Genomic DNA, 22,990 nt, shown 5'->3' on the forward strand with positions numbered 1-22,990 from the left:
ATGACCGGGTTGCGGCCAGCATGATGCTGACGTGCGAATTCTTCTCAAGGTCGGCGCCACCGCGGTCGCCCTGTGGGTCGCCACGGTCCTGATCGACGGCATCACGCTCGGCGACCAGACCACCTCCCGGCGGATCCTCACGCTGGCCGCCGTCGCCGTGATCTTCGGGCTGGTCAACGCCGTCCTCAAGCCGCTCATCAAGACCCTCGGCTGCGCCTTCTACGTCCTCACGCTCGGGCTCATCGGGCTCGTCGTGAACGCGCTGCTGCTCTGGCTGACGAGCGAGCTGGCGGAGGGGCTCGACCTGCCGTTCCACGTGGCCGGGTTCTGGCCGGCCTTCTGGGGCGCGATCGTCGTCGGCGTCGTCGGCTGGCTGCTCCACCTGCTCCTCCCCGACGGCGACGAGGACGAGGACTAGGAGCCCGCCAGGCCGGGCGCGGCCGTGGAGGCGCGCTCGAACGGGCTCAGGTCCAGCCGCCCGGCGGGCGAGCCCGCGTACTCGCGGTAGCCCGGCGGGCGCGTTCCGGCCGTCCCCACGAGGATCCAGCGGCGCGCCCGGACGGCCCCGACGAGGAACTCGCCGTCGGTCACCGCCCCCGCGTCCGCGACGATCAGCGCGTCGAACTCCTCGCCGCGGACGGTCAGCCCGGCGCCCGCCGGGGTCCCGACGACGAGGTCGGCGGTGCGGAGCAGGACCTCGCTCCCCGCCGCCCGGCCTCCCTCCAGGTAGCCGGTGAGCTCCTCGATCCGGGCCATCGCGCGGCGCTGGTGCGCGGGGACGGCCTCCGGGTCGTCGGCGGGGTCGGCGCCGCAGATCTCCAGGACGCTCTCCCGCGACCGCTCCTCGGCCGCCGCCACCGTCTCCAGCTCGGACTCCCGCGCGGCGATCTCAGCCGCGGCCTCCTCCGCGCGGCGCGCGAGCTCGGACGCGGTCCGCGCCGCGCGCTCCGTGGCGGCCTCCGCGTCCGACCGGGCCCGCGCCGCCGCCGCGAGCGCCTCCTCGCGGGACGTCCGCGCGGCGTTCGCCCGCTCCTCGATCGCCTGCGCGACCTGGTGCGCCGCGCGCGCCCGCAGGCCCGCCTCGGTGGCCCGCTCGACCGCCTCCGACGCCCGCAGGGCCTGCCCCTGGTGCTCGGCGCCGACCTTCTCCCGCTCCGTCGCGAGCCAGGCCAGCTCCGTCCCGAGCCGCTCCTGGGCCTCCTGCGCCGCCTTCAGCCGCGCTCCGCCCTCGGACACGAACGACGCCAGCCCGCGCCGCACCCGCTCCGCGTGCTCCGCCGCCTCCTTGGCCTCCCGCGCCCGCGTCGCCGCCTCGTCCGCCTCCCGCGTCCGGGCCTTGACCTCGGCCCGCAGGCCGCGCAGCTCCGACGGCGGCGACGCCACGTGCAGCCGCTGCCCGAGCGTCATCTTGCGGCGCAGCGCCGACAGCGCCGACTCCGCCGACACCAGCCGGTAGTAGGCGGCGTGCCCCTCGGCCGCGGCGTCGGCGTCGGCCGCCGTCAGCCGGTGCGCCTCCTCCGCCGCGCCGGGCAGCGCCTCCCGCGCGCGCTCCAGCTCGTCGGTGAGGGAGGCCTCCGCCTGCCGCGCCCCCTGCAACTCCTTCTGCGCCGTCTTGGCCCGCTCGTCGATCTGGACGCAGCGCGCGTAGGTGGCGTCGGCCGTCCGCGTCAGCGCGGCCGCCTCGGCGCCCGCCTCGTCCGCGGCCCTCTTCAGCCGGTCCGCCTCCGCCCGCGGGCCCGCCAGCTCGGCCTCGGCCTCCTCCTGGACGCCGGAGAGCCGCTCCGCCTCGGCGTCGGCCTCGGCCGCCGCCTGCTCCGCCTCCGCCGCCGCGGCCCGCGCCTCCTCGATCGCGCGGGCCAGGTCGGCCTTCTCCGTTTCGAGCTGCTCGGCCCGCCGCAGGTTCTCCGCCCGGACGGACTGGAGCGCCGCCGCGTCGCGCGGCCACTGCTCCAGCGACATCAGCCCGCGCTGCAGCAGCCGCGCCTCGGTCTGCCACGACAGCCGCCAGGCCTCCCCGACCGGACGCAGCGCCGCCGACCGCACCCGCGCCTCCGGCGCCGACGGCCCCTCCTCGGGCTCCACCGGCGGAGCGGCCTCCGGCACGGGCAGCGGCTCCGCCCTGGTCACGGCGGCCGCCGGCTCCGGGAGCGGGTCGGTCACGGGCCTGAACTCGACCGTCCCGTTGGATCCCGGCTCCCGCAGCGGCGGCGGTTCCCGCTCGGCGGACAGCTCCTCTTCGGGCGGCTCTACGGCGGGCGGCTCCTCGACGGGCGGGAGCGCCCGCGTCCGCACCGACCGGGCCTCCGCCGTCTCCGGCCGCGTCTCGATCAGCAGCGAGAAGACGTCGGGGTCGCCCTCCACGGCGCGCAGCAGCTCGGCGGCCTTCTCCGGGGTCGGGGCGATCAGCAGGGCCCGCCCGTCCGCCTCGGTGAGCTCCTTGACCGCGTCCCGGACGACCCGGGCCTCGTCGCCCTCGTCCACCTGGGCGAGCCGCAGCCCCTCCGCGCCTTCCAGCGTCCCTGGGGCTACGAGGAACCGGGCGAGCACGTCCCAGTCCCCCGCGACCTGACCGTCCCGCAGCGCCCGGACGGCCGCGATGTGGGGCGCCCACCCCACCGGGGGGACGTCCTCGGGCACCTCCCGCAGCCGCGCGTCGATCCTTTCGTAGAACTCGCTCAGCGGCCCGTAGACGCTCTCGACCAGCTCATGCCAGCCCTCTTCGCCCGTGTCCGTCCCCAGCGGAGGCGTCGGCTCGGCGACCTCGATCGGCACGGTGCCCAGCGCCGCCCGAGGATCGATGCCTCCCCCCTCGATGCCGGACACGTGACCGGCGGACTCCTCGTCCACGACCGCGTCCGGAGGCTCTGCGTCAGCGGGCGGCTCGGCTTCGGGCGGCTCGTGAGCGAGCGGGGGCTCGCTGCCCGTGAGGTCGCTTGCGGCCGGGACGGCGGGCACCGGATTCGCGGTGGCGGCGTCCTCTGCGGGAACCAGGTCTTCTGGGGAGAAGCGCTGCGTCGCCTCCGCGCCCAGGTCTGGAAGATCGACGGCCGTCGTGTCCGCGGCCGGCGCGGGCACGGGAGGCAGGTCGTCTTCCACCGCCTCCGGAGCGGCCGTGCCGTCTGCGGGGCCCTCAGGCCGGACGTCCCGCGAAGCCTCCGTGGCGTCGGCGGTTGTGGCCTCGGAGGGCGGGAGCGGGGCGGTCTCGGCGGGAGACGGCGTGATGGCCGGGAGGGCCTGGGTGGCCTCGGCGGGCGGTTCCTGCCCGACCGCGCCCGGCAGGGGGACGGTGACCGTCGGGAGGTCGGAGTCCGGGACGTAGGGGGGTCCGGTGTTCTCGTCGGGTCCGTTGGTTTCCGAAGGCTGCTTCACGACGCCATCCCGTCCCAGCTCGATCGTCCGGGGCCAGTATGTTCCCCTTCTGCTCCGGACTAACGTCTCACAGGCCGCGGACTCAGCGGTGTCCCGCGAGGGCCGCGTGATGATCTTCACCGGGCCGGGGTTCGGGGTCGGGGTGGACCGCCGCGCCGGCCAGGCGGGGAAGCGCGTGCAGGAGGCTGTGCTCGGCGTCCACGGCGATCTGGTGGGCGCGGACGACGGTGGCGGCGGGGTCGACGACCACGTCGCACTCGGCGCGCAGGCTGTGGCCGATCCAGCGGAGGCGGACGTCGCCCACGGCCAGGACGCCGGGCGTGGCGGAGAGCGCGGCTTCGGCCTGGTCGACCAGGGCGGGGTCCACGGCGTCCATCAGGCGGCGCCAGACCTCGCGGGCCGTCTGCCACAGGACGGTCAGGATCGCCACCGTGATGAGCAGGCCGACGACCGGGTCGGCCCATGGGGCGCCCAGGGCGACACCGGCGGCGCCCAAGAGGACGGCCAGGGACGCGAAGCCGTCCGTGCGGGCGTGGAGGCCGTCGGCGACGAGTGCGGCGGAGCCGATGCGGCGGCCTGTGCGGATGCGGTAGCGGGCCACGAGTTCGTTGCCCAGGAAGCCGACCAGCGCGGCGCCCGCCACGGCGGCCACGTGGTCCACAGGCTGTGGATGGGCCAGGCGCTGGACCGCGGCGTATCCGGCGGCGACGCAGGACGCGGCGATGGCGAGGACGATGACGACGCCCGCCAGGTCCTCGGCGCGCCCGTACCCGTAGGTGTACCGGCGGGACGGCGGGCGGCGGCCGAGCAGGAACGCGACGCCCAGCGGAACGGCCGTCAGCGCGTCGGCGGCGTTGTGGAGCGTGTCGCCCAGCAGCGCCACCGAGCCGGTGAACGCGAACACGGCGGCTTGCAGCGCCGTGGTCGCGCCCAGGGCCGCCAGGGAGATCCACAGGGCGCGCATGCCCTGGGCGCTCGCCTCCATGGCCGAGTCCACCTTGTCGGCGGCCTCGTGCGAGTGCGGACGCACCAGGTGGGCGAGGCGCCCTCTCCGCGAGTGCCCGTGCCCGTGTCCGTGTCCGTGACCGTGTCCGTGACCGTGCCCATGGCCGTGACCGTGTCCGCTCATCCTCCGATGATGGACCCGGAAACCCGTTGCAGCACCTCGACACCTGCGGCGTTGTCGCAGGTACGCGGGCTGTGTCAGTGCGGGTTGGTGGCCAGAAGCTCCGCCAGGAGGTCGTCCAGGGTGACGATTCCGGCGAACTCGTCGCGGTCGTCGTTGACCACGGCGAGCTGGGCGCGGCCGCGGCGCATGCGGCTGACCGCGTCCAGGACGGTCGTCCCCGCCGTGAGGACGGGGGCGGGGTGCGCCAGCTCGCCCGCGCGGCGCTCGTCGCCCGGCTCGATGATGGCGGCCCGGACGTGGACGATCCCCGTCATCGCGCCGTTGAGGTCGCGGACCAGCAGCCGGCTGTGGCCGCTGGCCGTGGCGGTCCGGCGGATCTGCGCGGCGGTCGCGTCAGCGTCGATCGTCGTGACGGACGTGGCGGGAACGACCAGGTGCCCGACCGTGGCCTCCCGCGCGGAGATCGCCCGGTGTAGCAGCTCGTGGTCGCGGCGGCCGATGAGGCCGAGGCGGCGGGACTCGCCGACCAGGTGGCTGAGCCGCGCCGGGTCGGTGTGGCTGTCCAGCTCGTCCTTCGGCGTGACGCGGATGAGCCGCAGCAGCGCGTTGGTCACCGCGTTCAGCGCCGACAGGATCGGGCGGGACACCTTCGCGAACGCGCGGAACGGCAGGGCGAGGATCATCGCCGACCGCTCCGGGTGCGCGATCGCCCACGACTTCGGGGCCATCTCGCCGACGACCATGTGCAGGAACGTCACGACGGCGAGCGCGCAGCCGAGCGCGACGGCCTTGGAGCCGGCCTCGGGGACGCCGAGCGCGTGCAGCGGCGGTTCGAGGAAGTGCTCGAACGCGGGCTCGGTGACGATGGCGAGGCCGAGCGAGCACATCGTGATGCCGAACTGCGCGCCGGCGAGCATCAGCGACAGCTCGCGGACGCCCGCGAGGGCGGCGACGGCGGGCCGGCTGCCCTTGGCGGCGGCGCGTTCGAGCTGCGGGCGGTTGGCCGCGACGAGCGCGAACTCGGCGGCCACGAAGAAGCCGTTGCCGAGCAGCAGCGCGGCGGTGACCAGCAGCGAGGTCAGCGGGTCCACGCGACCTCCTCGTCGCCGGACGGGACGTCCGCGGGGCGGGCCGCGCGGATCAGGATCTTCTCGGCGACCCGGCGGGCCACGCTCACGACCTCCAGTTCGACGGCGCCTCCGTCGAGTCCGACGGTGAGGCGGTCGCCGGGGCTCGGCAGCCGGCGCAGCTCCGCCATGACCAGGCCGCCGAGGGTGTCGTAGGCGTCGCCCTCGGGCAGGTCGAGGCCGGTGAGGCGGCCGACCTCGTCGATGCGCATGCCGGCGTCGACCAGCCAGGACCCGTCCGGCCCGGACGTCGGGGCGTCCTCGGGGCCGTCGGTCTCGTCGGCGATCTCCCCGACGAGCTCCTCGGCGACGTCCTCGAAGGTGAGGATGCCGGCGAGCCCGCCGTACTCGTCCACGACGCAGGCGAACTCCTCGCCGGAGTCGCGCATGTGCTCGATGACGCCGTACAGCGGCTGGCTGCCGGGCACCAGCAGCGCGGGCCGGGCGACGGACCCGACCGGGGTGGACGGGTCGAGCGCGTCGTCGGCGACCTCGCGGACGCCCGCGACGCCGACCACGTCGTCGACCTCCTGCCCGTAGACGGGGTACGCGCTGTGCCCGGTCTCGCGGATCAGCGCGACCAGGTCGGCGAGGGGCGCGGTCGCCGGCAGCGCGCGGACGTGCGGGCGCGGCACCATGACCTCGTCGGCCGTGAGGTCGCCGAACGACAGGGCGCGGTCGAGCAGGCCGGACAGGTCGGCGGGCAGGTGCCCGGCGCTGTGCGACTTGCCGATGATGTCGCCGAGCTCCTCCAGCGTCGCGCCGCTGTGCAGCTCCTCGACGGGCTCGACGCCCACGGCGCGCAGCAGCCGCTCCGCCGCGCGGTCGAACAGCCGGATCAGCGGCCCCGCGATCGTCAGGTAGACGAGCGTGGAGGCGGCCAGCACGCGGGCCAGCTGCTCGGCGCGGGCCAGGGCGAGGTTCTTCGGGAACAGCTCGCCGAGGAGCATCTGGACGAGCGTCGCCAGGACGAAGCCGGTGGCGAGGGCGATCGCGCCCGTGGCCCCTTCGGGAACGCCCACCAGGCCCAGGAGCGGCTCGATCAGCTCGGCGAGCGCGGGTTTGGCGATGAAGCCGACGACCAGGGTCGTCATCGTGATGCCGAGCTGCGCGCCCGACAGCATGAACGAGACCCGGCCGATGACCTTGAGGGCCCTGCGGGCGGAGGTGTCGCCGCGTTCGGCGGCCTGCTCCAGGGTCGCGCGGTCGGCGGCGACGTAGGCGAACTCCTGGGCGACGAAGTATCCGGTGGCGGCGGTGAGGACGATCACCGCGAGAACTCCGAGTGCCGCGGTCAGCACGGGGCACCGGGTCTATGACTGGGGTCCGACACCGCGGACTCACCACTCCTCTCGTTAAATGACGTATCTGTCGTAACGTCACCAGGAACAACGAGGTTCCCCCTGCACAGGGTACGGGCACGTGAGGATCGGCGGAGAGCGGCGGTCTCGCGACGCGGACCTGACGAGACGGAAAGCACCTTGTCTCGGTTAGTGTCACGGATCACACTTGTATGAGAGCGTACGTCCGATACTGGACCGGTCCGTGCTCCCAGACCGGCTCTGCGGGCATGCTCAGGGGGGACCGGAGAAGACGATCGCGGGGCAGACGTTGGACCAGAGCGGGGCAGGGGCCGCCGCGCCCATGAGCCGTGAAGGCGTCGACCATGCCCTGCGCACGCTGCGGGACGAGCGCGACCGCATCGCCTCCAACCTCCTCGAACTGGAGCGCCACGACGGCGGCCGCCTGCTCAAGGGCGCCCGGCTCACCGGCGAGACGTGGCGGCGCTGGGAGGAGGCGCAGGCCCGGCTGGCGACGCTGTGGCGGCTGTTCGACGCCTACCAGCGGGTCCTGGACGCGGCGGGCGAGCTGCGCGAACGGTCGCCCCGGCCGGACCCGGCCACGCTGACGGAGCTGTCCGGCCTGCTCGCGGGCCAGTCGGTCGAGCCGCCCGACGGGGAGATCCCGCTGGAGCACCGGACGCTGCTCGGCCCGCAGGAGCGCCGCATCACGCTGGACGAGGCCGTCGCGATGATGTCGGACGCCTACGAGTTCGTCGCGGGCGAGATCGCCGCCGCCGACGCCGCCTGGTCGGCGCTGCTGCAGCCGCTGGAGGACGCCGAGGAGAGCTGGCGCAGGACGGCCCGGCTGGCGCACTCGCTGGACGGCACCCGGCATCCGGAGCTGGACCGGGTCGGCCGCGAGCTGACCGCGCTCGGCCGGCTCGTCCGCACCGACCCGCTGTCGCTGGTCAGGGACGGCCGCGCCGACACCGCCCGGCTGGACCGCGTCTGCGCCATACTGACCTCGCTCGGCGACGAGCTCGCCGGCGTCGCCAGGATGCGGGAGGACTACGCGGAGCTCGTGGCGCGGGTCGCGGCCCGCGTCGAGGAGGTCGAGGAGACGCAGCGGCGGGCCGGGGAGGCCCACGCGACCGCCCTCGACAAGATCCACTCCCCGAACCTGCCGGAGCCCGCGCGGGACCTCGGCTCCGCGCTGCGGGACCGGCTCGCCGCCCTCGAACGGCTGCGCGAGGCCGGGCGCTGGGTGGAGATGGCGGGGCGCTTCGCCGAACTGGAGCACGCCGCCGAGGAGGCGCTGGAACGGGCGCGCGGTGACCTGCGTCTCAGTGCGGGGCTGCTCGACCGGCGGGGCGAGTTGCGGGGGCGCCTGGAGGCGTACCGGGCGAAGGCCGCGCGACTCGGCCTCGCCGAGGACGAGCGGCTCACCGTGCTGTACGGGGAGGCGCGCGAGGTGCTGTGGACGGCGCCCTGCGACCTGCGCAGGGCGACCGCGGTACTGGCGGAGTACCAGCGAGCGATCAGGGCGTGCGAGAGCGAGACGGGGACCCGGCGATGAACCGATGCACCCAGCCCGGCTGCACGGGCGAGGTGGAGGCGGACGGATTCTGCGACGTCTGCGGCATGGCTCCCGCCGCCGCGCCGCCCCCGGCGAGCTCGGCACCGCAGCGGGCGCCCCAGCAGGCGCCCTCCGCACCCCAAGCCGCGCCGCACCCGGCACCGCAGTCCGCGCCCCAGTCGGCGCCTCAGTCGATCTCTCGTCCTGCCGCGGCGTTCAACCCGGCGCACACCGGTCCGGCGCCCATCGGCCCGTCGCCCGGCGGTCCGGCGCAGCCCGCGCGGACGGCGTCGCCCGTGCGTCCGGCCGCGCTGCCCCCGATGCCCGGCTACCCGGGCGCCTACGGGCGGCCCCCGGGCTCGGCTCCGGCCGCCCCGGGCCCGCCGCCGGTGACGACCCCGGCGACGCCCGCGCCGCCCGCGGGCATGCCGCCCGGCTCGTCCGGCCAGAGCGGGCGCGGCGGGCAGGGGGCGTCGTACGGAAGCGCGCCGACGGGCGGGTCGGGCAGCGTCGGGTCCGGGCGGACGGCCTCGCGCGGCGGCACCCGGGGGACGGGCTCCAGCGGCTCGGCCAGGCGCGGCATGCTCGGCGCGGGGCTCGTCGAGGTGCCGCCGGTGCCGGCCCGCGACCCCGCCTCGGCGATCATGGAGAACCCGGAGGTGCCGGAGAACCGGCGCTTCTGCAGCAAGTGCGACGAGAAGGTCGGGCGCAGCCGGGGCGGGCGCCCGGGACGGACCGAGGGCTTCTGCCGCAACTGCGGGCACCCGTTCTCCTTCACCCCGAAGCTGCGTCCCGGCGAGATGATCGGCGGGCAGTACGAGGTGCTCGGCTGCCTCGCGCACGGCGGGCTCGGCTGGGTGTACCTGGCGCGCGACCACAACGTCAGCGAGCGGTGGGTCGTCCTCAAGGGCCTGCTCGACACCGGCGACGCCGACTCGCTGGCCGCCGCCACCGCCGAGCGCGCGTTCCTCGCCGAGGTCGAGCACCCCAACATCGTCAAGATCTACAACTTCGTGCGGCACGGCGAGTCCGGCTACATCGTGATGGAGTACGTCGGGGGCCGCTCGCTGAAGGACATCCTCCTCAGCACCCGCCAGGCGCAGGGCGACCACGCGGCGCTGCCGCTCGGCCAGGTCATCGCCTACGGCCTGGAGGTGCTGAGCGCCCTCGGCTACCTGCACGGCGTGGGGCTGCTGTACTGCGACTTCAAGCCCGACAACGCCATCCAGTCCGAGGAGCAGCTCAAGCTGATCGACCTCGGCGGCGTCCGGCGGGCCTTCGACCCGGACAGCCCGATCTTCGGCACCCCCGGCTACCAGGCCCCCGAGATCAGCTCGCAGGGGCCCTCGGTCAGCTCCGACCTCTACACCGTCGGCCGGACGCTGGCCGTGCTGAGCTTCCCGTTCCGCGGCTACACCGGGCGGCACCTGCGCAGCCTGCCGCCGCGCGAGGAGGTGCCGCTCTTCCAGCGGCACGAGTCCTACCACCGGCTGCTGCGCCGCGCCACGCACCCCGACCCGGCCCGCCGTTTCCAGAGCGCCGCCGAGATGGCCGAGCAGCTCACCGGCGTGCTGCGGGAGGTCCTGTCGGCCGAGGACGGGCGCCCGCGCCCCGCGCCGTCGCCGCTGTTCGGGCCCGAGCAGCAGACGGCCGGGACCGAGATCGTCGGCGCCCTGGACGGGGACGCGGGCGACGGCGGCGCGCCGCCGGTCCTGGCGCCGGTGGAGCCGGCCGCCGCCGCGGCGGCGCTGCCCGTCCCGCTGGTGTACGCCTCCGACCCGGCCGCGGCGTTCCTCGCCGGGCTCACCGCCCGCGACCCCGCCGACCTGGCCGCGGCGCTGGCCTCCGCGCCGGCCGCGTCCCGCGAGGTGCGGCTCGCGCTGGTGCGCGTCCGCATCGAGCTGGGCGACCTCGACGGCGCCGCGCACCTCCTGGAGGACATCGCGGCAGAGGCCCCCGACGACTGGCGCGTCGACTGGTACCGGGGCGTGCGCGCCCTGGCCGGCGGGCGCGGCACCGAGGCCGTCGCGGTGTTCAACGACCTGTACGACCTCGCGCCGGGCGAGCAGGCGCCCAAGCTGGCGCTGGCGTTCTGCCACGAGACCCTGGGCGAGACGGCCGCCGCCGGCTACTACTACGAGACGGTCTGGCGCACCGACCCCACCCACGTCAGCGCCGCGTTCGGGCTGGCCCGCACCCGGCTCGCGGCGGGCGACCGCGCGTCCGCCGAACGCGTCCTCGACTCGGTCCCGCGCATCTCCAGCCACTACCTCGCCGCGCAGCTCGCCGCGGTCGCCACCGTCGTCCGGGGGCGCGGCCCCGCCGAGCTGACCGCGCCCGTGCTCATCGAGGCGGGACGGCGGCTGTCGTCGCTGCGCCTGGACACCGAGCGGTCGGCCGCGTTCGCCGCCGAGGTGCTGGAGGCGGCGCTGACCTGGGTGCGCGCCGACCGCGGCTCGGCACCGCCCGGCGTGCGGCAGCAGATCCTCGGCACCGACCTGGACGAGCAGGCCCTCCGCAGGAAGCTGGAGGAGGTCTACCGCGTGCTCGCCAAGCTCGCCGACGGGGCGGAGCAGCGCCACGCGATGGTCAAACGGGCCAACGCCGTCCGCCCGAGGACGCTCTTCTGACCATGAACGCGGACCAGCACACCCCCGTCGCGCTCTGCCGTACCTGCGGCGAGCCCGTCAACGAACGCGACCGCTTCTGCGAGGAGTGCGGACGCCCCGACCCCACCACACCCAAGACGCCGCCGCTCGGCACCGCCCTTCCGCACGCCTCGCGGCGCCCTGCGCCAGGCGGCGCCCTGCAGGCGCCAGATCCCGTGCCCCGGCAGGCCCGCTCTCCGGAGCGGGCGTCCGGTCCGACGCCGCCTCCAGGCGAGGGCGGCGCGGCCGGGGGGCCTTGCGTGGACTGCGGCGGCGGGGCGGTCGGGGCCGACGGGTACTGCGAGCAGTGCGGGCTGCGGCAGCCGAGCGGGCGGGAGCACGTCGAGGCCGAGGCCGGGCGGTTCGGGGCGGCGGTGAGCGACCTCGGGCTGCGGCGCAGCCGCAACGAGGACGCGTTCGCGCTGGCGGCGCTCCCCGCGGGCGTGTGCGCGGTGGTCTGCGACGGGGTCGCGACGGCGCCCGGGTCGGAGGAGGCGTCGCGGCTGGCCGCCGAGGCGGCGCTGGACGTCCTGACGGCCCGCGTCACGGCCGGCGCGGACCCGCGGGGCGCGATGCGCGACGCGGCGGCGCGGGCGGGCGAGGTCGTGGCGGGGCTGCCCGGCGATCCCGACTCCTCGCCCGCGTGCACGTTCGTGTCGGCCGTCGTGGACGCGGCGGGCATCACCGTCGGATGGGTCGGCGACAGCCGCGCCTACTGGCTGTCGCCGGCGGGCTCGTGCCGGCTCACCACGGACGACTCGTGGGCCTCGTCCATGATCGAGCAGGGCGCGATGAGCGCCGAGGACGCGTGGGCCGACCGGCGGGCGCACGTGCTGACCGCCTGGCTGGGGGCCGACGCGGGCCCGCTCGACCCGCACGTGGCGGCGTTCCGGCCGACGGGCCCGGGGCTGGTGGTGCTGTGCAGCGACGGGCTGTGGAACGACCTGCCGGAGCCGTCCGACCTCGCGGCCGTGGCCCTCACCGGCCGGGAGGGCCCGCTGGACGCGGCGCGCCGGCTGCTGCGGGCGGCGCTGGACGCGGGCGGGCACGACAACGTGACGGTGGCGGTCCTTCGCTACCCGCCGCCAGGACCGAGCAGGGAGCGGGGCAGATGAGCGACTTTCCGGAGTTCACCGTGCGGGTGGACCAGAACCCCTACCTCCCGGCCGGGGGACGGGAGATGCACGCGATCGTCTCGGTGGAGGCGCGCTCGTCCGGCGGTCCGGGCCCGGTGGCGGCGGCCGCCGGCCGCGCCCCCGCCGCGGAGATCATCATGATCGACACCTCGGGGTCGATGTCGTACCGGGGCAAGATGGCGGCGGCCAAGCGGGCGGCGCGGGCGGCGGTGAACGTGCTGCGCGACGGCGTGCACTTCGCGGTGGTCGCCGGCGCGAACCGGCCGCGGATGGTCTACCCGCAGGGGGAGCGGCTCGTCCGGGCGGACGCGGCGTCCCGGCGCGGCGCGGTGGACGCGGTGGGGCGGCTGGAGGCGGCCGGCGGGACGGCGATCGGGTCCTGGCTGCGGCTCGCCGACCGGCTGTTCACCGGGCACGACGCCGTCGCGGAGGGCGCCGTCAAGCACGCCATCCTGCTCACCGACGGCAAGAACCAGCACGAGTCCGACGAGGAGCTGGACGCGGCGCTGCGCCTGTGCGCCGGCCGCTTCCTGTGCGACGCGCGGGGCGTCGGCACCGACTGGGACGTCGCCGAGCTCCGCAAGATCACCTCGGCGCTGCTGGGCGGGTTCCTGGACGTCCCCGACCCGGCCGATCTGGAGGCCGACTTCCTGGCGATGACGCGGGCCGCGATGGGCAAGCAGGTCGCCGACGTGGCGCTGCGCGTCTGGACGCCGCAGCAGGCGCGGCTGCGGTTCATCAAGCAGATGGTCCCCGCCGTGGAGGACCTCACCGGCCGCCGGAGCGAGTCGGGCGCGCAGACCGGCGACTACCCGCTCGGCGCGTGGGGCGAGGAGAACCGCGAGTACCACCTGTGCGTGGAGGTGCAGCCCGGCGACGTGGGGCGGCAGATGCGGGCCGCGTGGGTGAAGCTCGTGGCGGGCGACCAGGTACTCGCGTCCGGCAACGTCATCGCCGAGTGGACCGACGACGAGGCCAGGTCGACGCGCATCAACGGCCGCGTCGCGCACCACACCGGCCAGTCCGAGCTCGCCGAGGCGATCCAGCAGGGGCTGGAGGCGCGGCGGGAGGGCGACGAGGACACCGCGACCGCCCGGCTCGGACGCGCCGTGGTGCTGGCGCGCGAGGTCGGCAACCAGCAGATCTCCGGCCTGCTCGACAAGGTCGTCGACGTCGTCGACCCGGCGCGCGGCACCGTGCGGCTGAAACGGGACGTGGCGAAGGCGGACGAGATGTCGCTCGACACCCGCTCCGTCCGGACCGTGCGGACCCGGCACGGCGACGAGGCAGGGGGCTGAGGCCCATGCCTGTCTGCCCGAGCGGGCACACGTCGCAGTCCACCGACTACTGCGACGTGTGCGGTGACCTCATGGACGGCGCGCGGCGCGCCGAGTTCGCCGAGCCCGAGCCCGAGCCCGCGCCGGGGCCCGCCCCGGCCGCCGAGCCCGCGGAGGAGCCGGCCTGCCCGCACTGCGGGACGCCGCGTTCCGGCCGCTTCTGCGAGGAGGACGGGTACGACTTCGAGACGGGCACCGTCTACACCGTCGAGTTCACCCCGGCGGGCACGGCGCACGCGGTGCCGCTGGTGCCGCAGCAGCGGGAGGGCAGCGCGCCGGTCGCCCCGCACCCGGCGCCGGTCCCGGCGCCCGGCCCGCACGCGCTGGTCATGGCCGACCGCGCCTACTTCGACTCGGTGGTCGCGGAGATGGGGCCGGACGGCGGGGGGCTCGCGTTCCCGCCGTACTGCCCCGAGCGCCGCGTCCCGCTGACCGGCCCCCAGGTCCGGATCGGGCGGCGCAGCGCCTCCCGCGCGCTGCTGCCCGAGATCGACCTCGGCGCGCCGCCCGAGGACCCGGGCGTCTCGCATCTGCACGCCGTCCTGCTCGCACGGCCGGACGGCGCCTGGCACCTGATCGACCCCGGTTCGACCAACGGCACCACGGTGAACGGCGGAACGGAGCCGATCCCGGTGAACGTGCCCGTTCCGGTCGGTGACGGCGACCGCATCCACGTGGGCGCCTGGACGACCATCACGCTGTCCCTTCAGGAGGGCACGTCATGACGATGAGTCCGGCACCGCCGGCGGCTCCCGCACCGCGTCCGCCCGCACCGCCCGCGCAGCCCCCGGACACGACGCCGGCCGAGGCGCGCCGGGGCGGCCGCCTGAGGACGTTCGTGCGCGGACGCTGGCTCAAGACGATCCCGGGCCGCATCCGGGCGCACGTCGTGCTCTGCGTGGCCGCGCTCGTGGCGCTGCTGGCCGTCCTCACCGTGGCCGTCGGCAACGCGCGCGACTCCGTCGAGACGATCGGGCACGACGCCGGCCCCCAGGTCGTCGCGACCGGCACCCTGTACTTCGCGCTCAGCGACATGGACGCGCAGGTCTCCAGCATCCTGCTCATCGGCCGCGAGCACGGCCTCGGCATCGGCTACGACGAGACCCTGCGGGTGTACGAGAAGCGCCGCGGGGAGGCCGACGCGGCGGCGGTGCAGGCCGCGCAGCTCGCCGGGCGCGACCCGGCGCTGCGGCGGACCGTCCAGGAGGTGCTGGACGGCCTCGGCAAGTACGAGCGGCTCGTCGGCCAGGCCATGCAGCTCGACGCGCAGTCGAACCACGCGCCCGGCGAGACGCCGGCGCAGGTCCTGGACGCCTACCGGCAGGCCACCGACCTGATGAAGCTGCAACTGCTGCCGAAGGCGTACAACATCACGCTCGACACCGGCGCGAACGTCCGCCAGTCGTACGAGACGAAGCGGTCGGCGGTGCTGACCGGGCGCACCTGGGTCGCCCTCACCGGCCTGGTCGCGCTGCTGCTCCTGGTCGCGACGCAGCTGTACCTGGTGCGGACGTTCCGCCGGGTGCTGAACCCGGCGCTGGTGCTGGCGACGCTCGGCACCGTCGTCCTCACCGCGGTCGGGGCGGGCCTGCTCACCGCCCACGCGGGGCACATCAGGACCGCCAAGGAGGACGGCTTCGACTCGATCCTGCAGCTGTCGCGGGCCCGCGCGATCAGCCACAGCGCGTTCGGGGACGAGAGCCGCTACCTCCTCGACCCGGGCCGCGCCGACACCTACGAGCAGACCTACCTCGACAAGTCGCTGTCGGTGATCTACCCCGACCTCGGCGACAGGCCGGTGAACCTGGAGAACTACTACGCGGGCCTGGAGGAGAAGGCCGGCGCGTACCGGCCCGGCCAGGCCTCGCCGTTCCTCGGCTTCTTCGGGGACGAGGCGCGGACGGTGGACAAGGGCCGCGAGGGCGACGCGCTGGTGAGGACGCTCGCCGCGTACCGGACGGTCCAGCGCAACGACGCGCGGATGCGGCAGCTCGCGTCGGGGGGGAACCGGGCGGGCGCGGTCGACCTGCGGATGGGCCGCACGTCCAACGCGATCCGCGACTTCGACGCCTACGACGCGGCGCTGAGCTCGCTGACCGCCGTGCACCAGGACGCCTTCGACAAGGCGATCCGGGACGCCGACGGCGGCCTGCGCGGCTGGAACGCGGTGCCGCCGGCGGCCGCGGTCGTCATCGCCGCACTGATCATCGCGGGGGTCCGCCCCCGGCTGGCCGAGTTCCGCTGACCGAGTCCGCCTGATCAAGGAGAGCACGCCATGCGCGCGACCCGTGCCATCGCCGCCCCGGGGGCCGTCATCGCCGCCGCGGCGCTGCTGCCGGCCTGCGGCCTCGGCGCCGAGAAGGAGCAGTCCATCGTGGACAAGGGCTCCCTCGTCATCGGCGTGAAGGAGGACCAGCCCGCCCTCGGCGTGAAGCGCCCGGACGGCACGTACGAGGGCTTCGACGTCGACGTCGCGACCTACGTCGCGGGGAGGCTGGGCGTCCCGAAGAGCCGCCTGACGTTCAGGACGACGAACTCCTCCGTGCGCGAGGACGCGCTCGCCAAGGGCGACGTCGACATGATCGTCGCGACGTACTCGATCACGGCGAAGCGCAAGACGAAGGTCACCTTCGGCGGGCCGTACTACGTCGCCCACCAGGACACCTTCGTCCGCGCCGACGCCGCCGCGATCAGGGACGTGCGCGACCTCAAGGGCAAGCGGATCTGCGAGGTGAAGGGGTCGAACTCCTGGCGCCGCGTGATCGAGGAGCGCAAGGTGGCCGCGCGGCCGGTCACCGTGGACACCTACGGCGCCTGCATGGACGCGCTCGCCGGGGGGCGGCTCGACGCGGTGTCGACCGACGACCTGATCCTGGCCGGGTTCGCCTCCGGCCGCCCCGGCCGGATGATCAACGCCCCGTTCACCGACGAGAAGTACGGCGTCGGGCTGAAGAAGGGCGACCTCAGGGGCTGCGAGGAGGTCAACCGGGCGATCACCGACATGTACCAGGACGGCACCGCCCAGCGGCTGCTGAACAAGTGGTTCGGCCAGTCGGGGCTCAAGCTGACGACCAGCGTGCCGCAGTTCGAGGGCTGTACCTGACCCGCCGGGCCGAGCGCCCGGCCTACGGGGTGGTGGAGGGGAAGGCGACGATGGCCTCCCGCAGCGTCTCGTGGATCGGGATGAACTTGTCGATCCCGGTGATGCGGAAGACCCGCTGGACGCGCGGCGGCAGCGCCACCAGCGCGAGGTGCGTGCCGCGCTCGCCGGCGCGGCGGTTCGCGGCGACGATGGCGTTCAGGCCGGTGGAGTCGCAGAACGTGACCTCGCGCATGTCGACGACCATCGGCTCGCCCGACTCGACGACCTCGAAGAGCGCCTCCTCGAAGCGCGCGCGGGACACCACGTCGATGTCGCCCTTCACGCGGACGAGCGTGCAGCGGTCGTCCCGCATCAGGCTGATGTCGAAGTCCATCGTCACCTCACGCCCCACTCCGGTGGTACCCGGCCATCTCAGGTGACTCCTCAGGATTGCGCACCCGTGCCCGCGTTCCAAGCAGTTCCCGGGAAAAGGACCAGGTCGCACGCCCGTCACCCCGGACCGTAACGGGGGCCCGGACGCCCGTCTGGTCCCCGGTCCCGACTGTACCTGACGATGCGCCCGGGGCCTCCGGGTGCCTCCCGGGAGATCCGGTAAACGGGGTAATAACTTACCGAAGAGAAACTTACTTGGCGGTAAGAAATGGCCGCGAATCCCGTCCACCCTGGGTTTGACCAGGCCTTGGACCATTCATGGCCGTCTCTGGGGCGGGAAAGGAGGATGCTGACCGGGGCCCGGATCCGTGCAGAGGTTACAGTGGCGGTGGCGAAATTCGGGAGGCTGGGTGTTCTACACGTTCATGACGCGCGTGGTGCGTCCGATCCTCTGGCTGCTTTTCCGTCCGCGGGTCGTGGGCGGCGAGAACGTGCCGAGCTACGGGCCGCTCATCGTGGCGAGCAACCACCTGTCGTTCATCGACAGCTTCATCATCCCGCTGGCGGTACCGCGCCCGGTCACCTACATCGCCAAGGCGGCCTACTTCGAGGGCGGCGGGCTCAAGAACCGCTTCGTCCGCTGGTTCCTCACCAACCTCGGCCACGTCCCGGTGCGGCGCGGCGCCCGGCGGGCCGCCATGGGCGCCCTGGAGCAGGCCGCCGAGGTGCTCGAGAACGCCGGCGCGTTCGCGATCTACCCCGAGGGCACCCGCTCCCCGGACGGCCGCCTCTACCGCGGCCGGACGGGCATCGGCTGGCTCGCCCTGGAGTCCGGCGCCCGCGTCCTGCCGGTCGCGCTGGAGGGCACCGAGAAGATCCAGCCGATCGGCGCGGGGCTCCCGCGCGTGTTCGGCCCGCGCCCCACCGTGCGGATCGGCCCGCCGATGGACTTCTCGCACTACAGGGACCTGCCGCCCGCCAAGGCCCGCCGCGCCATCACCGACGAGATCGTCGAGACGATCCAGAAGATGTCCGGCCAGGAGTACGCCGCGGAGTACAACGAGCGGGCCGAAAAGGGCTGACCCGCGTGTCGCCGGGGGCGGTGCGCCCCTTTCGCGCCGTAGTGTCGCCGGCATGGCGCACAGGCTCCTCCCGGTCACGCTGCTGCTGTCGACGGCCGTCGCGGCCACCGCGTGCGGCGGCGACGCCGAGCGCGTCGGCCAGGTGCGCGGCACCGCCCGCGCCGAGGTGGCGGGCATCGGCCACACCTCCGCCCAGCTCGCGCAGGCGCTGCTCCAGCAGCCGTCCGGCTACCGGCGCGCGGGCGAGCCCGACTGGGGCGAGTACGGCTCGCTGAAGGCCATCCAGAACGCCTCCAGGCTCCAGCGGGAGGCCGTCCTGGACAAGCCCTCCTGCGGGAAGGCCCGTCCGGGCGGCGACGTGGCCGGCGACGTTCCCGCCGCGCTCGTCTCGTTCACCGGCGCCCACGGCCTGACCGCGACCGAGACCCTCATGAGCATGCCCGCCGCCGACGCCGAGAAGCAGGTCAACGCCCGCGTCCCTCCCGGCTGCCTGAAGTTCCGCACCAGGGTGGGCTCCACCTGGGCCGCGCACAAGGTGGCCGAGGCGCCGAAGGGCGAGATCGGTGAGGGCTCGCGCACCGTCGGCGTCGCCACCGCCGGCGGCGGCGCGAGCACCCGCACCTGGTACGTGGTGTTCCGGGGCCGCCGCTACCTCGCCACGATCACGGTCTTCGGGCCCGGCGCCACCCGCGCCGACGCCGAGCGCCTGGCGGGCGAGGCGCTGGCCCAGGCCGACCGGGTCCTGTCCTGAGTCCCGCGGCTCGCCGTCGTCGCGGCGCAGCGGATAGCGTTCGCCTTACGCGGCGCGGAGAACGGCTCCGGGCGGACCGGGCCAGGGGGTTTCCTTGATCGGTAAGGAGGGCCGGGTGACCGGCCGGATCGGGCCCGGGCTGGTCGGCGAGGTCATGATCGCGATCCGCGGGGGCTCGGAGGCGTTCTACGCCCATCCCGTCGACCCGCGCGACGAGATCGGCGTCGGCTCGATCGTCGTCGTGGTCGAGTACCACCCCCCGCGGACGGTGTACGTGGCGCCCGCGCTGGCCCACTGAGCGCCCCGCGGAGTCTGGCCTGATGCGGACGTGAACATCCGGTTCGCGGGCCGAACCGGACGTGCCTCTGCCGCGTCTGATGGGAAACGCGGACGGGCCTGATACTTCGGGCCGGCCGCCCGACCCGGAGGAGGGGGCCGTATGCCCGTGCTCGCCGTGGCGATCGCCGTCGTCGTCGCCATCATCGTGCTGATCGTGCTGTTCAAGATGGTGTGGCGGGTGGCCGAGCCGAACGAGGCCCTGATCATCTCCGGGCTCGGCGCCAAGTCCAAGCCGATCGACGGCGTGGACAGCCTCGGCTTCAAGATCATCACTGGCAAGGGCACGTCCGTCCTGCCCGGCTTCCAGACGGCGCGCCGCCTGCGGCTCGACAGCCGCGCCGCGAACCTGGAGGTCAACTGCGTGACGCAGCAGGGCATCCCGGTCAAGGTCCGCGGCGTGGTCATCTACAAGGTCGGCGACGACTTCGTGTCGATCGCCAACGCCGCGCGCCGCTTCCTGGAGCAGCAGAACTCGATGGACGGCGCGATCCACGAGCTGTTCACCGGCCACCTGCGCTCCATCATCGGCAACCTCACCGTCGAGGACCTGATCCTCAACCGCGAGCGCCTCACCTCCGAGACCCGCGGCTCGGCCGCCGACGAGATGAGCAAGCTCGGCCTGGTCGTCGACTCCCTGCAGATCCAGGAGATCGACGACGAGACCGGCTACATCACCAACCTCGGCCGCCCGCACGCCGCCAGGGTCGCCGCCGCCGCCCGCATCGCCGAGGCCGAGCGCAACCAGGAGGCCACCGAGCGCGAGCAGGAGACCGAGCGGCAGAACGCGGCCGTCATCCGGGACACCGAGATGAAGAAGGCCGAGTACCAGGGCCAGGTGCAGCAGGCCGCGCAGCAGGCGCGCCAGGAGGTCATCCTCAAGGAGACCCGCAACGCCGAGCTGGAGGCCGAGCGCACCGAGAAGCGCCTGGAGAGCGAGATCCGCAAGCCCGCCGACGCCCGCGCCTACGAGCAGGTCAAGCTGGCCGAGGCCGAGCGCGAGGAGCGCATCTCCTATGCCCAGGCCGCCGCGACCGAGGTCCAGCTCAAGGCGCAGCGCGAGTCCGAGGCCATCCGGCTGATCGGTGAGGCCGAGGCGGACGCGACCCGGCGCCGGGGCCTGGCCGAGGCCGAGGCGATCAAGGCCCGCGCGGAGGCGCTGGCGGAGAACACCGACGCCGTCATCGCCCAGCAGCTCGCCGAGCAGTGGCCGCAGATCGTCGAGGCGGGCGCGGGCGTGTTCGGCAACGTCGACAACATGGTCGTGCTGAACGGCGCCCAGGGCGTCGAGGACATGCTCGCCAAGGCCCTCACGCTCGGCGGCACCGGCCTCGGCGTCGCCCGCCAGCTGCTCGCCGGGCTGAACGCCCAGGGCGCCCCCGCGGGAGCCAACGGCCACAACGGGGTCCCGGCCGCGACCGTCCCCGTAGAGATCCCCAAGGAGGACTAGCGGCGAAGTGCCCGAAGCGCGGAAGGCCCGGCCCCGCCGGGCCTTCCTGGCCTCAGCGGGCGGCCGGTCCCGCTAAGTTCGTTGCATGCCCGTGCCCCGGCTCGCCGTCTCCGTCGACCTCGTCGTGCTCACCGTCCGGGAGCAGCGCCTGTGCGCCCTGCGGTGGCGGCGCGACCGGCCGCCGTACGAGGGGGCGTGGTCGCTGCCGGGCGGCTTCATCCAGCTCGACGAGGACCTGCCGGTCGCCGCGGCCCGCCTGATGGCCGAGCGCGCGGGCCTCGCCGACGTGCGGATCCACCTGGAGCAGCTCGCCACCTACGGGTACCCGGACCGCGACCCCCGGCAGCGGGTGGTGAGCGTCGCCTACCTGGGGCTGGCGCCCGACCTGCCCGCCTCCAGCCGCGCCCAGGTGCTGTGGACGGCCGTGGACGAGCTCCTCCACCGCGACCGGGCCGCGTTCGACCACCGGCGCATCCTGGGCGACGGGATGGAGCGGGCGCGGGCGAAGCTGGAGTACACCTCGCTGGCGGCGGCGTTCTGCCCGCCCGAGTTCACGGTCGCGGAGCTGCGGCGCGTCTACGAGATCGTCTGGGGCACCACCCTGGACCCGCGGAACTTCCACCGGAAGGTGACCGGCGCCGACCGTTTCCTCATCCCGACCGACCGGACCACGACCCGCGACGGGGGACGCCCCGCGCGCCTGTACCGCCGGGGCGATGCCGAGCAGTTGAGGCCGCCCATGCTGCGGCCGCGCGGATGAGCTTTTACCTGGGCTGACGTTCCGAGCAGCGCCGGACCGTTGCTAGTTTCACCCCCTATGAACGGTGACTCGCCCGAAGTGCTCGGCCTGCTCGTCCGGGACATCGGTGAGGCGGGCGTCGCGGAGATGGCCGGTTCCCCGGGCCTCGCGGCGGCCGTCGACCAGCACGTGGCCAGCATCCGCGACGAGCTCGGCGCGCCCGGCGAACCGCCCGGCGCCGACGAGCTGATGGGCTACCTGCACGGTTTCGCGGAGGACGCGTTCAACCGGGGATGGTGGCCGCAGGACACCCAGGACTGGGAGTTCGTCCGGATCGTGGCTGTTTGCTGGATGATGAAGAACGCTGCGTAGGCTGGGGCCCATCACCCCTGTGCAATCTGGAGGACAACGGTGTCCGAGGCACCCACACCCCGCTTCCGCTCCGTCCTCGACCGCTTCGTGGCTTACAAGCCCGGCAAGGTCGTGGTGTCGCCCGAGGGGCGCTCGTTCAAGCTGTCGTCCAACGAGTCGCCGCACGGGCCGCTGCCCTCGGTCGTCGAGGCGATCGGCGAGGCGGCGCGCAACATCAACCGCTACCCGGACAACAACGCGACCGCGCTGACCGAGGCGATCGCGTCGTTCTGCGGCGTCTCCGCCGACCACGTCGCGGTGGGCTGCGGCTCCGTCGGGATGACCCAGATGCTGCTGGAGGCGGTCGCCGAGCCGGGCGCCGAGGTCGTGTACGCGTGGCGGTCGTTCGAGGCGTACCCGCTGCTGGTGTCGCTGTCGGGCGCGACGAGCGTCCAGGTGCCCCTGCGGAACGAGACCCACGACCTGCCCGCGATGGCGGACGCGATCACCGAGAACACGCGGCTGGTCTTCGTCTGCAACCCGAACAACCCCACCGGCACCGCCGTCGGCCGCTCGGAGATCGAGGCTCTCCTTGACCGCGTTCCGGCCGACTGCCTGGTCGTTCTGGACGAGGCGTACCGCGAGTACGTCCGCGACGACGACGTCCCGGACGGCCTCACCCTCTTCGGCGACCGCCCCAACCTGGCGGTCCTGCGCACGTTCTCCAAGGCCTACGGCCTGGCGGGCCTGCGCATCGGCTACCTCGTCGCGCACCCGCTCGTCGCCGGTTCCATCCGCAAGACGTTCCTGCCGTTCAGCGTGAACTCCGTCGCGCAGGCCGCCGGCATCGCGTCCCTGGACGCCACCGACGAGCTGATGGAGCGCGTCGAGGGCACGGTGAAGGAGCGCGACCGCGTCCGCGCCGCCCTCCTCGCCGACGGATGGACGGTCCCGCCCACCGAGGCCAACTTCGTGTGGCTGCGCCTCGGCGACCGCACGATGGAGTTCTCCGCCGCGTGCGACGCCGAGGGCGTGAGCGTCCGCCCCTTCGACGGCGAGGGCGCCCGCGTCTCCATCGGCTCCCCCGAGGAGAACGACGCCTTCCTGGCCGTGGCCAGGACCTTCAAGCGCTGACCCGCCTCCCCCCGCCCTCACCGCGACCCCGCGGCCACCTCACGGTTGCGATCGCGTCCGAAGGAGG

General features: G+C 74.5%; 20 protein-coding genes. 15 read left to right on the forward strand and 5 right to left on the reverse strand.

The window, feature by feature from the left end; translation table 11 throughout:
- Positions 1 to 31 precede the first annotated feature (31 nt).
- Entirely contained in the window at positions 32 to 418 is a 387-nt protein-coding gene (locus tag BKA00_RS29270; protein WP_185030406.1) for a phage holin family protein, read from the forward strand.
- Here the strand turns inward: BKA00_RS29270 and BKA00_RS29275 are convergent.
- The 4 genes from BKA00_RS29275 to BKA00_RS29290 form a co-directional block, all read right to left on the reverse strand.
- Positions 415 to 3,369, reverse strand: coding sequence for a hypothetical protein (locus tag BKA00_RS29275; RefSeq protein WP_185030411.1), 2,955 nt, complete (start codon positions 3,367 to 3,369; stop codon positions 415 to 417). The genes BKA00_RS29270 and BKA00_RS29275 overlap by 4 nt on opposite strands.
- Before the next feature lie 82 nt (positions 3,370 to 3,451).
- Entirely contained in the window at positions 3,452 to 4,399 is a 948-nt protein-coding gene (locus BKA00_RS29280; RefSeq protein WP_230298592.1) for a cation diffusion facilitator family transporter, read from the reverse strand.
- A 173-nt stretch (positions 4,400 to 4,572) separates the two neighbouring features.
- Complete coding sequence (locus BKA00_RS29285; RefSeq protein WP_185030417.1) at positions 4,573 to 5,589, reverse strand: hemolysin family protein; 1,017 nt, start codon at positions 5,587 to 5,589, stop codon at positions 4,573 to 4,575.
- Positions 5,577 to 6,926 carry a CNNM domain-containing protein gene (locus BKA00_RS29290; protein WP_230298591.1) on the reverse strand — a complete coding sequence of 450 codons (1,350 nt, stop codon included), beginning with the start codon at positions 6,924 to 6,926 and terminating at the stop codon, positions 5,577 to 5,579. The genes BKA00_RS29285 and BKA00_RS29290 overlap by 13 nt, the downstream gene beginning before the upstream one ends.
- A 343-nt stretch (positions 6,927 to 7,269) precedes the next feature.
- Between BKA00_RS29290 and BKA00_RS29295 the strand changes: the two genes are divergently transcribed.
- The 7 genes from BKA00_RS29295 (at position 7,270) to BKA00_RS29325 (ending at position 16,708) form a co-directional block, all read left to right on the forward strand.
- Positions 7,270 to 8,484, forward strand: coding sequence for a hypothetical protein (locus tag BKA00_RS29295; RefSeq protein WP_185030422.1), 1,215 nt, complete (start codon positions 7,270 to 7,272; stop codon positions 8,482 to 8,484).
- A gap of 581 nt (positions 8,485 to 9,065) precedes the next feature.
- The gene (locus BKA00_RS29300; RefSeq protein WP_420829722.1) at positions 9,066 to 11,114 is read left to right on the forward strand and encodes a serine/threonine-protein kinase; all 2,049 of its coding nucleotides are present in this window, start codon (positions 9,066 to 9,068) and stop codon (positions 11,112 to 11,114) included.
- A 2-nt stretch (positions 11,115 to 11,116) separates the two neighbouring features.
- Positions 11,117 to 12,247, forward strand: a complete 1,131-nt coding sequence (locus BKA00_RS29305; RefSeq protein WP_185030429.1) for a PP2C family protein-serine/threonine phosphatase — start codon at positions 11,117 to 11,119, stop codon at positions 12,245 to 12,247.
- Positions 12,244 to 13,566, forward strand: a complete 1,323-nt coding sequence (locus BKA00_RS29310; protein ID WP_185030433.1) for a VWA domain-containing protein — start codon at positions 12,244 to 12,246, stop codon at positions 13,564 to 13,566. Before BKA00_RS29305 ends, BKA00_RS29310 begins: the two co-directional genes overlap by 4 nt.
- Positions 13,567 to 13,571: 5 nt before the next feature.
- The gene (locus BKA00_RS29315) at positions 13,572 to 14,330 is read left to right on the forward strand and encodes an FHA domain-containing protein (protein WP_185030440.1); all 759 of its coding nucleotides are present in this window, start codon (positions 13,572 to 13,574) and stop codon (positions 14,328 to 14,330) included.
- A complete protein-coding gene (locus BKA00_RS29320; RefSeq protein ID WP_230298590.1) occupies positions 14,327 to 15,850 on the forward strand; it encodes a hypothetical protein in 1,524 nt (507 codons plus the stop codon). Before BKA00_RS29315 ends, BKA00_RS29320 begins: the two co-directional genes overlap by 4 nt.
- Positions 15,851 to 15,880: 30 nt before the next feature.
- A complete protein-coding gene (locus BKA00_RS29325) occupies positions 15,881 to 16,708 on the forward strand; it encodes a glutamate ABC transporter substrate-binding protein (protein WP_185030443.1) in 828 nt (275 codons plus the stop codon).
- Between the two features lie 22 nt (positions 16,709 to 16,730).
- On the opposite strand, the gene BKA00_RS29330 is transcribed toward BKA00_RS29325, so the two are convergent.
- Positions 16,731 to 17,081, reverse strand: a complete 351-nt coding sequence (locus BKA00_RS29330; protein ID WP_185030446.1) for an STAS domain-containing protein — start codon at positions 17,079 to 17,081, stop codon at positions 16,731 to 16,733.
- A 409-nt stretch (positions 17,082 to 17,490) separates the two neighbouring features.
- Here BKA00_RS29330 and BKA00_RS29335 point away from each other — a divergent pair, with 409 nt between their 5' ends.
- The 7 genes from BKA00_RS29335 to hisC all read left to right on the forward strand — a co-directional run bounded on the left by BKA00_RS29335 (position 17,491) and on the right by hisC (position 22,923).
- The gene (locus BKA00_RS29335) at positions 17,491 to 18,162 is read left to right on the forward strand and encodes a lysophospholipid acyltransferase family protein (protein ID WP_185030448.1); all 672 of its coding nucleotides are present in this window, start codon (positions 17,491 to 17,493) and stop codon (positions 18,160 to 18,162) included.
- Positions 18,163 to 18,214: 52 nt separating this feature from the next.
- Complete coding sequence (locus BKA00_RS29340) at positions 18,215 to 18,913, forward strand: hypothetical protein (RefSeq protein ID WP_185030451.1); 699 nt, start codon at positions 18,215 to 18,217, stop codon at positions 18,911 to 18,913.
- 115 nt (positions 18,914 to 19,028) lie between these two features.
- Positions 19,029 to 19,211: a hypothetical protein gene (locus BKA00_RS29345; protein WP_230298589.1), complete on the forward strand. Its 183-nt coding sequence runs from the start codon at positions 19,029 to 19,031 to the stop codon at positions 19,209 to 19,211.
- A 141-nt stretch (positions 19,212 to 19,352) separates the two neighbouring features.
- Complete coding sequence (locus tag BKA00_RS29350; RefSeq protein WP_185030457.1) at positions 19,353 to 20,699, forward strand: SPFH domain-containing protein; 1,347 nt, start codon at positions 19,353 to 19,355, stop codon at positions 20,697 to 20,699.
- An 85-nt stretch (positions 20,700 to 20,784) separates the two neighbouring features.
- Positions 20,785 to 21,459 carry an NUDIX hydrolase gene (locus tag BKA00_RS29355; RefSeq protein ID WP_185030460.1) on the forward strand — a complete coding sequence of 225 codons (675 nt, stop codon included), beginning with the start codon at positions 20,785 to 20,787 and terminating at the stop codon, positions 21,457 to 21,459.
- 57 nt (positions 21,460 to 21,516) lie between these two features.
- The gene (locus BKA00_RS29360; RefSeq protein WP_185030463.1) at positions 21,517 to 21,810 is read left to right on the forward strand and encodes a DUF6401 family natural product biosynthesis protein; all 294 of its coding nucleotides are present in this window, start codon (positions 21,517 to 21,519) and stop codon (positions 21,808 to 21,810) included.
- A gap of 39 nt (positions 21,811 to 21,849) precedes the next feature.
- Positions 21,850 to 22,923, forward strand: a complete 1,074-nt coding sequence (gene hisC / locus BKA00_RS29365) for a histidinol-phosphate transaminase (RefSeq protein WP_185030466.1) — start codon at positions 21,850 to 21,852, stop codon at positions 22,921 to 22,923.
- Positions 22,924 to 22,990: the final 67 nt, after the last annotated feature.

This window comes from Actinomadura coerulea, from assembly GCF_014208105.1.
Taxonomy (GTDB): domain Bacteria; phylum Actinomycetota; class Actinomycetes; order Streptosporangiales; family Streptosporangiaceae; genus Spirillospora; species Spirillospora coerulea.

Bases quoted from the DNA above. Each gene is read 5' to 3' on its own strand.
- BKA00_RS29330 (WP_185030446.1), bottom strand. From the start codon at position 17,081: ATGGACTTCGACATCAGCCTGATGCGGGACGACCGCTGCACGCTCGTC.
- BKA00_RS29355 (WP_185030460.1), top strand. From the start codon at position 20,785: ATGCCCGTGCCCCGGCTCGCCGTCTCCGTCGACCTCGTCGTGCTCACC.
- BKA00_RS29350 (WP_185030457.1), top strand. From the start codon at position 19,353: ATGCCCGTGCTCGCCGTGGCGATCGCCGTCGTCGTCGCCATCATCGTG.
- BKA00_RS29325 (WP_185030443.1), top strand. From the start codon at position 15,881: ATGCGCGCGACCCGTGCCATCGCCGCCCCGGGGGCCGTCATCGCCGCC.
- BKA00_RS29360 (WP_185030463.1), top strand. From the start codon at position 21,517: ATGAACGGTGACTCGCCCGAAGTGCTCGGCCTGCTCGTCCGGGACATC.
- BKA00_RS29295 (WP_185030422.1), top strand. From the start codon at position 7,270: ATGAGCCGTGAAGGCGTCGACCATGCCCTGCGCACGCTGCGGGACGAG.
- BKA00_RS29310 (WP_185030433.1), top strand. From the start codon at position 12,244: ATGAGCGACTTTCCGGAGTTCACCGTGCGGGTGGACCAGAACCCCTAC.
- BKA00_RS29320 (WP_230298590.1), top strand. From the start codon at position 14,327: ATGACGATGAGTCCGGCACCGCCGGCGGCTCCCGCACCGCGTCCGCCC.
- BKA00_RS29315 (WP_185030440.1), top strand. From the start codon at position 13,572: ATGCCTGTCTGCCCGAGCGGGCACACGTCGCAGTCCACCGACTACTGC.
- BKA00_RS29340 (WP_185030451.1), top strand. From the start codon at position 18,215: ATGGCGCACAGGCTCCTCCCGGTCACGCTGCTGCTGTCGACGGCCGTC.
- BKA00_RS29305 (WP_185030429.1), top strand. From the start codon at position 11,117: ATGAACGCGGACCAGCACACCCCCGTCGCGCTCTGCCGTACCTGCGGC.
- BKA00_RS29300 (WP_420829722.1), top strand. From the start codon at position 9,066: ATGCTCGGCGCGGGGCTCGTCGAGGTGCCGCCGGTGCCGGCCCGCGAC.